This window comes from Microcoleus vaginatus PCC 9802 (assembly GCA_022701275.1).
GTDB classification, from domain to species: Bacteria; Cyanobacteriota; Cyanobacteriia; order Cyanobacteriales; family Microcoleaceae; genus Microcoleus; species Microcoleus vaginatus_A.
The window spans coordinates 4,450,800-4,463,095 of record CP031740.1; the positions used below are offsets into that span (position 1 = coordinate 4,450,800).

Genomic DNA, 12,296 nt, shown 5'->3' on the forward strand with positions numbered 1-12,296 from the left:
CGAGTCGCGGTTTGTAGTGAGGACTAAAGTCCTCATAAAAATCCCTCGGACTAAAGCGGTAAGGTGCGGTGTGCATGGAGCCCTACATATAGAAATTTTGCATAAGTTCTGTATTGCTGAAACCCCAGCTTTTATTGCTTCTTGCTGCCATCAGTTACATCCGTCGAGCGAATCCGTTGCCCAACTTCCTTTCATCCGTTAAATCCCTTAAATCCGTCGAGCGAATCCGTTGTCCAACTTCCTTCTTCGTTAATTACACCTTTCCCAATAACTTCGAGCCACCTTATCCCCCGGATTTTGTCGCAAACAATCCGCAAAAAGTCCCGCAGCTTCCCTAAAATTATTCATATTGTACAAAGACAAAGCCTCAGTAAATAGTTGCAGAGTCGCTAACTTCCCCCCTTTAACTTCCGGCACATCCGCATCAAAAACTTCATAAACAGTCACCCATTCAGACTTACCCTTAACTTGAACTTCATCAATTACCCGAATTGCATAATCACCCGGATTTCTCAAGCGATCGAAAGTCTGCTGAGTAATTAATAGCGACACCCCGTAATTCTTCGTCAAACTTTCAATCCGAGAAGCCAAATTAACCGCATCGCTAATCACAGTACCGTCCATCCGGTTTTTGCCGCCCACTATACCCAGAATCAAAGAACCAGTATTGATTCCCACCCCAATCTCAACTGGCACATAACCCACAGAAGCGCGATCTCGATTGTATTCAGCAAGAGTATGCAGCATGGCAATTCCCGCTTTCACAGCATCATCCGCGCCTTCGCTAAACAAAGCCATAATTGCATCGCCAATATATTTATCAATAAACCCCTGATTTTCCACAATCAGCGGTTCCATTCGACTCAGATAAGAATTTATAAATTTGAAATTTTCTGTCGGTGTCATTTGTTCCGAGAGAGTAGTGAAATCGCGGATGTCAGAAAACAAAACCGACATTTCCAACTCCACCGCTTCTCCCAATTTAATATCAACAATACTGTCACATCCCAAAAAAGCTAACAACTCTTTGGGTACAAAGCGACTTGTCGCCTCCGCAATTTCTAATTCTGCATCCAGTGAAAGTTCCAAATTGCAATTGACCTCAAAGAGATCCTCGATGAACTTTTGGCGTTCTGTTTCAGCTTCTTGGCGTTCCGTGATATCTTGAAGAGTGGTGATAGCATAAACAATATTTCCTTGTTGATCATAGATGGGAGTAGCGACGATTTCTAGGGGAATAATCTTGTCGCCTTGATGAACTTCTGCATCGTCAGCCGTAGCACTTTCTCCCTTCAACGCGCGCACGCTGGGCAAATTTTCCGTAGGATAATTTTGATTTGTGCCTGCTTGATAGAGTTGATAAACCTCTGACAATTGCCCGGAACTCGTATCCGGCACAACTCCTTTACCAAATATCTCTTTTGCTTTCCGATTGACGTAGTAAGGTTGGCCGTCCGCATCCAGCACACCTACACCAATCGGCATTGCTTCCAAAAACTGTGTCAAGCGATTTTCGCTTTCATGGAGTTTGGTAATCAGTGCCGTTTGCTGGCTGTTTAACTCGGCTAACTCCTGATTCATTTGCTGAAGTCTGGCGTTTTGTTGTGCCAGTTGTTTATCTTGAAGATAACTATTTAGCGCTTCTCTAACCGTCAATTTCAAATCTTCCGCTTGCCAAGGTTTGGTAATATAACGATATAAGTTTGCAGAGTTAATAGCATTGGCGATCGCCCCAAGATCTGCTTGTCCTGTCAGCATAATTTTTATAGTTTTAGGCGAAATTAGATGAGCCTTTTTTAACAGCTCATCTCCCTTCATATCAGGCATAATGTGATCGGAAATAATTAAAAGAACTTCATCCCCATCCTCTAGCAATTCTTCAATTAACTCTAATGCCTCTTGTCCACCTTCAGCAATTTCTATTATATAATCATTGCCAACAGCCTCTTGCAGTTCTGCTTTGAGGCTCCTGAGTACAGTTTTCTCATCATCGACACAGATAATTACCTGTTGGCTCATAGCTTAGATAAACCCGATCTAATAGTTTCCAGCAAATCTGATTCTAGCCAAGGTTTAGATAAGCAACGATAAAGGTTAGCCTGTTTTTTTGCTCGGTCAATTGCTACTTCATCAGCTTGACCAGTCAGCATAATTTTAATAACATGGGGGTAGCTTTGGTGAATGCGAATCAGCAACTCATCTCCCTTAATCCCAGGCATTAACCAATCACAAATAATCAGAATAACGCTCGTTTCTTCGTCAGAGAGTTCGCTGATTACATCTAAAGCCTCTTCAGCATCTTCTGCTCCTTCGTAGGTGTAAGCATCCCCAAATTCTGCTGTTAGCTGCGTCCTGAGACTGTCTAATATTATTCTCTCATCGTCAACGCACAAAATAACTGGTTTAGACATCTATTTTTTCTCCTTTTTAATTATTATTAATAGCAAAAGTAGCAAAAGTAGTAAAGTGTATTAGTAGACCCCATCTTATCTTAAGATATCAGTCGATTTTAAATTTGAGATTTTAGACTTCGGCGTGAGCGCTCAGTCGAAGGATTTTAGATTGACTCCACAGATGAATCTGGGAGCTTGAACAAGGGTCTAAAATTTTTGCCTCTCCACGAATCCTGTCGGGGCTTGTATCGGTTTTTGGGCGGGGTTCCAAGTCAACGGCTCGCCGCATCCTCTCCCCCTCCCCCCAGTCGCCGAAACTAAGAAACTTATATCGGTAGTAGCTTAGCTGAGCATAGCCCATCGTACTACTGTTTTACATCCGTTTCCGGTTCGATCGGAGTTATGGGCCTCAAAACGCTTTAATTTTTGAAATCCTATCAATGGGGTAGATTGCAGCTTAGGCAGAACCAAGCAAAATCCGATCGGCTTACTACCTTATATAGTTTGCCAGTTCCTTGACCTGCTTATACAGCGCTCATTGGCACGAAAACCTTAAATGTAGTTTTGCCCGGAATTGATTCCACTTCAATTTTTCCCTGATGTTTCTCAACAATCTTCTTGACAATATCTAGTCCCAATCCGCTGCCTTCTCCTGCCAATTTAGTAGTAAAAAACGGGTCAAATATTTTCCCTTTTATCTCTTCTGGTATCCCGTGACCGCTGTCGCTAATGCTAATCTTAGCTTGGTCATCTTCAGCCGTTAACTCAATTGTTAGCGTGCCTCGATAATCCATTGCTTGCAAAGCATTGTGAATTAAATTCGTCCAAACTTGATTAAGTTCGTCGGGATAGCACAGTATCGGCGGGATTTCGGCATAGTTTTTGATGACCTCCACTCCCTGTTTGAGGAGATTTTGATACAGGGTTAAGATTGTTTCAATACCTTCTGTAATACTGGCTGCTGTTTTTTCGCCAGACTGTTCGTAGCGGGCATAAGTTTTTAAGGCAAAAACTACTTTTGATGCTCTGTCTGTGGCTGTGTTGATAGTAGCGATGCCTCTTTTTAATTCGGAAAGTTTGTAGGCGATTTCTAAGAGATGTAAACTATCGGATCTTTGCAACAACGGGACAAAGGCATCTATTTCATTATAAACCCCCATGATCACTAGGCGATCGGCTACGGTATCGGCACTATCAATCTCTAATTCTTCCAGTTTGCTTCTCAAAGCTCTCTTTAATTTGCGTTCTTCTTTTGTTGATAAGCTTGCTTCTTGTTGGAGGGAACGCTGAAGTAAACTCAAGAAATTCTGTGCTTCTGGTGGGGAGAGAGATTGAAAAAGTGGGGGCAACTGTTCTAAAGTTTGATTCAAGAACTTAGAAACATTTCCTGCCGAGGAGCGAATTGCACCCAGGGGAGTGTTAACTTCGTGAGCCACTCCGGCCACAAGTTGTCCTAAAGCCGCCATTTTTTCTGATTGAATCAATCCTTCTTGGGTGGCTTCGAGATTGCTTAAAACTTGTGATAATTCTTGAGTGCGTTCTTCTACTTTTGCTTCTAAGTTGGTATAGAGTTGGGCATTTTCGATCGAGATGGCAGCTTGCGAGGACAAGACTTTTAACAGGGCTACTCTGTCGGGAGTAAAGGCACCTGTTACCAGGTTATTTTCTAAGTAAATTATTGAAATAAGCTGATTCTGTTTGAGCAGAGGAACGCAGAGGATTGATTTAGCTTTATGGGCCTTTATATAAGTGTCATTAGTAAATTTACCTTCACAAGCAGCATCATTTAAAACAACATCTTTGTGAGTCCTGCTTACATAATTAATCACTGATAGTGACAGTAAAGAGCTGCTTTGCAATGGGATTGACTCCAATAAATTGATGCTGTCGCAATCCACTGCACCGGATGCTTCAATCAGTAGTTTACCATGAGATTCCAACAACAAGTAGCCCACCTGTGCGCCAGCATTCTCCATCATAATTTTCATCAAGTTTCGGAGTAATTTCTCTAGCACAATTTCACCAGCAATGGCTTGAGAAGCTTTGATAACTGTCGCTAAATCTAAAGCTGTACCCGCTCCTGTAGTAGTGTGAGAAGTGGCGATGCTCGTGCCTGCGTTTTTACCAATAGTCGCCGCAGATTTAGCCTGTAATTGTGGATATCTTGCTTCTAAATCCTCAACTTTTGCCCTAGCTTGCCAGCGAGTATAGCCGTAGTGTGCTCCTTTGAGATAGGTTTGGGCAATCTCCTCCATACCGCTTGCCAGATAAAATTCTGCTGCTAGCTCATAGGCTAAAGCTTCATATTGAATATATCCGCTGTCTCTTGCTCCTTTAATCGCTCGGTCGTAAAGTTTTGCTGCTTGCCAATTATCTCCCCATACTCGCGCTGTTTCTGCTTCTACTAGGTCGTATTTATGCTGGAAATTGAACGGGGCAAGCTCTGCCCATTGCTTCATTTGCTCCTGGTTTAATTCGACTCGCTCCAAGTTTTCCATGAATTGGGGAGAATACTGAGCGAGCAGGGCAAGAGAATAGTAGAAGTTATGCACAGCAACATACATAAATCCCATGAGAGAATCTATGTATTCTGCGGCTGCAATGGCATTTTTTACGGCGCCGGCACAGTCTTTGAATAAGTAAGAAAGATTTAGTTTGGCGAGGTAAACCAGACAAAGCAAAGTGCGGTTATTCGTGGCTAGCAAACGGGGAATTATTTCCTCCTCGTTAAAGCTTTCGCCCAGCAAACGAGATGGGGTGGCAGTTGTTTCCAAAAGATTTAAGGTAACTTGCCGCCAGATATTAGTCTGGTAGAGAGCATATTCCTGTTTAAGCTTCCATAATTGTTCGCAGGATTGCTGCATTTTTGAGGCGACAGATTCTAGTCCTTCCCCGGTCAAAAATAGGGTGATACAATAAGCTTTAATACAATAACAGGCGTACTCATTGTCTCCTGTGTCCAGTCCGCTTTTACTTCCATCTAGGAGCAGAGAAAGACTGCTTTTTTCGGGGTCTTTCCAGTGTTTAACGAAAGAACAAAATAAGTTATAAACTTTCGCTTTTAGTTCTGTAGCATGATATATATTTACTAGCTTCAGTGCCAATTTTCCGGCGTGATATCCAGTTTCTATGTTGCCTTTTCCCGAACAGATAACAGCATACCCAACATAAGCATAAGCAGCCAAGGCTGAATAACCTTTTTGAATAGTCAGGTTAACCATTGTCAACATAATTAACACTAAAACTCCGGGTTTCGCAAATAAAGCTGAGGGAGAAATAGACATTAAAATCCGCATGGCTGCTAGTTGAGCAGCGTCAGTCATTTGCGGGAAGCTTTCTAAGTCCATCAGTGTTGGCAGCTCTACGTTACTATCTTCCCCTGTCGATAGAGAAATTTCCAGCAATTTCAATGCTTCTAAACCCGTTTCTATAGCTTTAAGTGGCTGATTTTGAGCGGTATAAATTTGCACTTTAAGTTCGTAAGCTTTTACCCTGTCTAGCTGATTTATTGCTCGTTCCAAGATAACTTCAGCTAATGTTTCTGCCTGGTGAAATTTGGTGTTTAAATATTGAGCCTCTACAGTTTCTTGATAGAGATTTAGGGTTAAGTCATACTGCGTTTGCCAACTTTCTTCGGTTAAGAGGCTTAACCCTGTCTTCAAATATTGAACCGCCGCAGTGTAAGCCGTCGCTGCTTTGGCTTTCTGGCCGGCTATCAAATTTAGTTGGGCAATTTCGTTTCGCTCTTGTTGATGGGTTAGTAGGGGTTGTACTGCCCTGCTTGCCCCTATCCCAAGATTGAGATGATCGACAATTTCAAATATTTTTTTTGATCGTGTTTCGGGCGAACTATTCTTTAGCAACAGGCGACCAATTTGTAAATGGATGGCTTGTTTTTCTGATTCGTCAATCAAAGAATAAGTTGCTTGTTGGATGCGATCGTGTCCAAATTTATAGTTTTGAATTAACAGTTGAGTATCTAATTCTGAGAAAGTAAAAATCAACTCAGACTGAATTGCCTCTTTCAGAGCGGAGAAAATTTCAGCGGGCGATCGCTCGCAAATAATTGATAGAGTGCTTAAGTCAAACTCTGCACCTATACAAGCTGCCAAACGCAATACCTCCTGAGTGGTTGACGGCAATTTGTTGAGTTTGGCAATCATTAATTCTACCACATTGTCAGTAATTGCCCTCGCCTCAATCTGACCAATATCCCAGTGCCAAGTGCGATCAATAAAATCGAAGCTTAGCAGGTTTTCAGCATATAACGTTTTCAACAATTCACTCACAAAAAAAGGATTACCCCGGGTTTTTTTCAGGATTAATTCTGCTAAAGAGCGAACCGAAGAACCATCGCATTGTAACGTATCAGCAATCAATTCATTGATATGTTTTTGCGCTAAAGGTACAAGGGTAATCTGGTTAACGACAGATACTTGATCAGAGCGAATTGCTTCCAGAGTCACCATCAAGGGATGGGTGGAATTGACTTCGTTGTCTCGATAAGCTCCAATCAAAAATAGATATTGGGTATCTGCATCCGCCATCATCAGTTGGATTAATTTGAGGGTGGCAGTATCTGCCCACTGCAAATCGTCCAGAAAAATGACTAAAGGATGCTTTTTTGAGCAAAATACCCGAATGAAATTGCCACAGATAAGATTAAAGCGATTTTGCGATTCAATTGCGCCTAATTCCGGCAATGCCGGCTGTTGGCCCACAATCAATGCAACTTCGGGAATTACATCAATAATGATTTGACCGTTAGCACCAAAAGCATCTAATAATTTTTCTCGCCATTGATTAAGCTGTTCTTCGCTTTCGGTCAATAATTGTCGCACTAATCCCGAGAAAGCACTGACAAGAGCAGAGTAAGGAATATTGCGCTGAAATTGGTCGAACTTTCCCGCGATAAAATAGCCTCTAGCCTTGGTTATCGGTTTATAAACTTCGGATACCAGTGCTGACTTGCCGATGCCAGAATAACCAGCAACCAGCATTAATTCTTTACGGGATTGCTGATTATTTTCGGTTTCGCTAACTCGATCGAAGGCTGCTAGTAAATCTGCAACTTCTGCCTCACGTCCGTAAAGTTTCTGGGGAATCTGGAACTTGTCGCAAATATCTTGACTGCCAAGGGGGAACGATTCTATTTTGCCCTTTGTCTGTAATTGGTTCAAACATTTTTCTAAATCTGCTTTGATTCCGCAGGCACTTTGATATCGATCCTCGGCTGTTTTTGCCATCAGTTTGAGTGCGATATCAGAAATAATTGGGGGAATTTCTGGATTAACCTGATGCGGCGGTACTGGTTGTTTGGCGATGTGGCAATGTACCAACTCCAAAGCATCGTCAGCGGCAAATGGAAGTTGCCCGGTGAGGAGTTCGTAGAAGGTAACGCCCAAAGAGTAAAAGTCGGTTCGATAATCGAGAGAACGGTTCATCCTTCCAGTTTGTTCTGGAGAAATATAGGCTAATGTACCTTCTAAAATATTGGGGTTTTTTAGGGTAGGATTTTCACGGGTGAAGACGGTAGCAATGCCAAAATCGATAATTTTGACTTGCCCGGTTTCTGGATTGAGCAGGATATTGGCGGGGTTAATGTCTTTGTGGATAATTTTGGCACTATGAATTTGAGCCAAAATCTCTGCTGTTTGAATAGCGATGCGGAGGAAGTGCTGTAAAGATGAAATATTTGGCGTTTCTACAGGGTTATCCTTCAACATTTCTAAAGAAGTGCCGCCATAATCTTCAAAGATAATGACTAGGGTTCTTTTATACTCATGTAGGCTATAAACTTTGACGAATCCTTCTAGATTTTGGAGATTGCAAGTAATTTCGTATTCCTGCTTGTAGCGGGTAAGTTCAGCAGGATCTGGATAATCTTCATCGAGCATTTTGAAGATAACAAGTTGATTGTCCTGTTCGCGAATGCCTCGATAAACCGTTGAATTGTGGCTTTCGTAAATTCGCTCTAGAATCTCGTAGCCTTCAATTTTTAACATTTTGGGTGATTTGGAGAATGTTAATTTTTATGTAAAGTATGGTAATCTGCACCCTCTTGAACAGTCGCTTTTTTTGAGCGGAATTATGTCTATTTAACCTGACTTGTATTATTGACTACAACTAGCTATCTTCGACAGGGATTAAAAGATTGTCGGTGAAAAGCCGATCGCCCGTAACGTTCCAACCCCAATTTATGTTTAGCTGTACCATATCCTTTGTTGTTTGTCAAGTCATATTCAGGATACTTAATAGCCATCCGCAGAATTAATTCATCGCGCCAAACTTTCGCCACAATACTAGCAGCAGCAATCTGAATCGATCGCGCATCACCCTTAATCATCGTCTCTTGCTCGATCGCCAAATTGGGAATCCTTTGATTCCCATCAACCAAACACAAATCCGGCGTCACCTTCAACTTTAAAATCGCCCGTTTCATCGCCAACAAAGAAGCCTGTAAAATATTGAGGCGATCGATCTCCCGCACCGAAGCCGCACCAATTTGACAGTCAACCGCCACAGCCCGGATTTTCACAGCTAACCGACTCCGGGCTGTGGCACTCAACTGCTTGCTGTCGCGCACCCCGCAACTGGCTAATTCATCGAGAACTTCGTCGGGCAAAATGCAGGCAGCAGCCACCACTGGCCCGAACAAAGCGCCTCGTCCGACTTCATCCACACCTGCAATTACTAGAGTGTTCGAGGGAGAGGGGGAAAGGGGAAGATGGAAAGATGGAAAGAGAGTAAAAATTTCTACTTCTTCCTTCTTCCCTCTTCCCTCTGACTTCTTCCCTCTTCCCTCGGACTTCATATCACTCATCCACCACGGCTGACGAGCGGCGGCGACGGCGACGGTTGATAGCAGGCTCCTCGGGTTCGCTGGGCTCGCTGGGTTGGCTGGGTTCGATCGGCTCATGGGATTCGATCGGCTCATTGAGTTCGATGGGCTCATAGGATTCGATCGGCTCATAGGATTCGATCGGCTCATAGGATTCGATCGGCTCATGGGATTCGATCGGCTCATAGGATTCGCCCATCACATCGCTGGGTTCCTCTCTCCGATCAAAATCATCAGTTTCGTCTATCGAACTCTGGCCATAAATTTCAGCCTCATCCTCATCCTCATCCTCAGAAAAAACAGGCTCAACTACCGACCTTTCTGGGTAATAATCTCGTTCCTCAACCTCCTGTACAGGCGCCGCCGCTTCAAATTCAAATTCGAGCTGCTCGAAAGGCGGCTTGTTCGGGGCCACTCCGGGGAGAGTCACCGAAACGATCGCATTCTTAGGATTTTTCACGCTGCGATCAGTAAGCACCAAAGGAGAAACTCCCATCAGAGCATAAACATCCTGCTCCTCCGCCGTCATTTCCACCGAAATCACCTCCGGAGGCTCCACCATCGGCTTCATCAACTCAGACTTAGCTGGACGCACACGCTCGAAGTCCTCGCGCCTGCCAACAGTCGCCATATTCACCAGCCCGAAGCCCTCCGAAGCCGCCCGGATCCCGGGGGGCGCCAGATACTCAGAGCGCGTATCCGCTACAGGCGCGCTCGAAGTATTCGGCAGCCGCAACTTGCTGCGTACCGGTTCCTCTTCCACCGGGGGGGCAAAAGGCTCTTCACCAATCCGGCGGCGGCGCCGCCGTCTTGTTCCGTTCCCCAAATCCTGATAGCTGGGATGGTTGAGCAAGTCCAAAGGCGAGGCGTTGCTGCCAGTCTCAAAATCGACACTTTCGCTCTGAGGTTCCCAAGCAGCCCGAGCAGGTTCGGGGGGGCGTTCTTCCCGCACCGGGGCAGGAGTTGCAGCCGGCACAGGCGTCAAGCTGCGACGTTCCAATCCTTCTGGCAAATTCAACAAAACGCGGTTCGAGGTAGCAACAGTGCGATCGCCCGATTCCCGCACCGCTGCGGCGAAGTCTTCTTCCCCGGGCAAGTGCACCAGATGACCCAACCCGCTGCAAGTCGGACAACTGTGGCCGAACAACTCGTAAATATTTTGACCTTGGCGCTTGCGAGTGAGTTCTACCAGTCCCAATTCCGACAGTTGAGCGATTTGCGGCCGAGCTTTGTCAGCTTTGAGAGCTTTATTGAAATGTTCCAGCACCTGCAACTGATCGCGACGGGATTCCATGTCAATAAAGTCAACAATAATCACGCCGGCAATATTGCGTAACCGCAGTTGTCTAGCAATTTCCGTTGCTGCTTCGCAATTTGTCCAGAGTACAGTTTCCCGAGCCGTCGCCGATCGAGTAAACGAGCCAGAGTTGACATCGATCACCGTCAGCGCCTCAGTCGGTTCGATAATCACATAACCGCCCGAAGGCAAATCCACCCTTGGTCTGAGGGCTTCTCGAATCGCAGCGTTAACCCGGAAAAATTCTAAAATCGAGGCGCGCTCTCGGTGGTGGTCAATCAAAACTCCCGCAGGAAGTTTACCGCCGTTCCAGCTCATCAACTGCTGCTTCACCCGCTTAATTCCATTTTGCGAGTCCACCACAATCCGATTCACGTCACCGCTGAACATATCTCGCAGCACCCGCTGGATAAAATCGTCATCCCGGTTGAGCAATGCCGGCGCCCGCGAAGTACCGCCTTCGAGTTGAACGGCTTCCCACTGTTTTTGGAGGACTTCCAAATCTTCCATGATCGCTTCTTCCGTCATCCCTTCAGCTTCAGTGCGTACCAGCAGCCCCATCCCGGCCGGTTTCACCAAAATAGCCAGGGCTCTGAGGCGGTTGCGCTCGGCTTCGGACTTGATCCGCCGCGAGAGATTGACTCCCCTGCCGTAGGGCATCAGTACCAAATAGCGACCCGGCAGGGTAATGTTGCCTGTCAGCCGGGGGCCTTTGCTGCCCGTCGGTTCTTTCATTACCTGTACCACCACTTTCTGCTGGGGGGTCAGGAGTTCTGTAATTGCTCCTGCCGAGCGTTTAAGGCGCAGCGGGCCGAGGTCTGTTACGTGCATGAACCCGTTACGTTCTGGGTCGCCAATATTGACGAATGCCGCATCTATCCCAGGGAGTACATTTTCAACAATTCCCAAGTAAATGTCACTGACTTGGTGGCTGCCTGTGGCTACCACAAGTTCTTGGATTTGATCTTCTGAAAAGACGGCAGCAATGCGATGCTGCTCTGCTATAACTATCTGCTTTGTCATTCAATTTCCTCACAAAACTGGCAGCAAGTTAGAGACACTTACGCACTCATAGTGCCTCTGACTTTCACTGTAATTAGTAGTGGCTTGAAGAGTTATTAGCTGTGAGTTGGTGCAGGGTGGAAGAAAATTTAACTGTTGACCGTTCACTGTTAACTGTTGACTGTTCACTGTTAACTGTTACAGATAAAGTAGTTAAACCCGCCCTTACAGAGTTATGAGTTATGCTCAGCAGATAAATCTGAGAGATTGAAATAAGGAGGCTTTTATCGAGTTAGCACTATTGAGATTTGAGTTGAGAATTGCGAAATCAATACTCAAAATTCAACACTTACAACTCTTCCTTTGAACTCAGCGAATAAATTCATTGACACCGTACCAATTTCTTAACACACAACTTAACACTACGAACTGATAACTCCGCTTGCGTGGTGGTAGGGGGCTGGTTTTGAGCGAAAGTAGGTAGGAGTGAAAGCGCCTAGACTTTTGTTGAATTCTTGTGCGTTCGCACTCAACATACCCCAGCTTGGCATTCGACTGCAACCTCCGCCCCTGCCAAGCCTAAAACCTCGTCAGTCGATTTTAGATGTTAAATTTTAGATTTTAGATTTACTCAACAGATGAATCTCGGAGATTGAACTAGAGTCTAAAATCTAAAATTTTTGGTTCTGCACGAATTAAGTCGGGGGCTTATTTCCGTTTTTTGACGGGCCAGTCGATTTTAGATGTTAAATTTTAGATTTTA

The 12,296-nt window shown here is 44.7% G+C and carries 6 protein-coding genes; all 6 read right to left on the reverse strand.

Annotated elements, in window-relative coordinates:
* Positions 1–249: 249 nt before the first annotated feature.
* Complete coding sequence (locus D0A34_18105; GenBank protein UNU20538.1) at positions 250–2,019, reverse strand: response regulator; 1,770 nt, start codon at positions 2,017–2,019, stop codon at positions 250–252.
* On the reverse strand, positions 2,016–2,411 hold the full coding sequence (locus D0A34_18110) for a response regulator (protein UNU20539.1): 396 nt from the start codon (positions 2,409–2,411) through the stop codon (positions 2,016–2,018). Before D0A34_18110 ends, D0A34_18105 begins: the two co-directional genes overlap by 4 nt.
* Positions 2,412–2,523: 112 nt before the next feature.
* Positions 2,524–2,754 (reverse strand): hypothetical protein, encoded by a 231-nt coding sequence (locus D0A34_18115; protein ID UNU20540.1) that lies wholly within the window; start codon positions 2,752–2,754, stop codon positions 2,524–2,526.
* 163 nt (positions 2,755–2,917) lie between these two features.
* A complete protein-coding gene (locus tag D0A34_18120) occupies positions 2,918–8,398 on the reverse strand; it encodes a GAF domain-containing protein (GenBank protein ID UNU20541.1) in 5,481 nt (1,826 codons plus the stop codon).
* Between the two features lie 125 nt (positions 8,399–8,523).
* Complete coding sequence (locus D0A34_18125) at positions 8,524–9,207, reverse strand: ribonuclease HII (protein ID UNU22358.1); 684 nt, start codon at positions 9,205–9,207, stop codon at positions 8,524–8,526.
* A gap of 1 nt (position 9,208) precedes the next feature.
* On the reverse strand, positions 9,209–11,554 hold the full coding sequence (locus tag D0A34_18130) for a ribonuclease E/G (protein ID UNU20542.1): 2,346 nt from the start codon (positions 11,552–11,554) through the stop codon (positions 9,209–9,211).
* Positions 11,555–12,296: the final 742 nt, after the last annotated feature.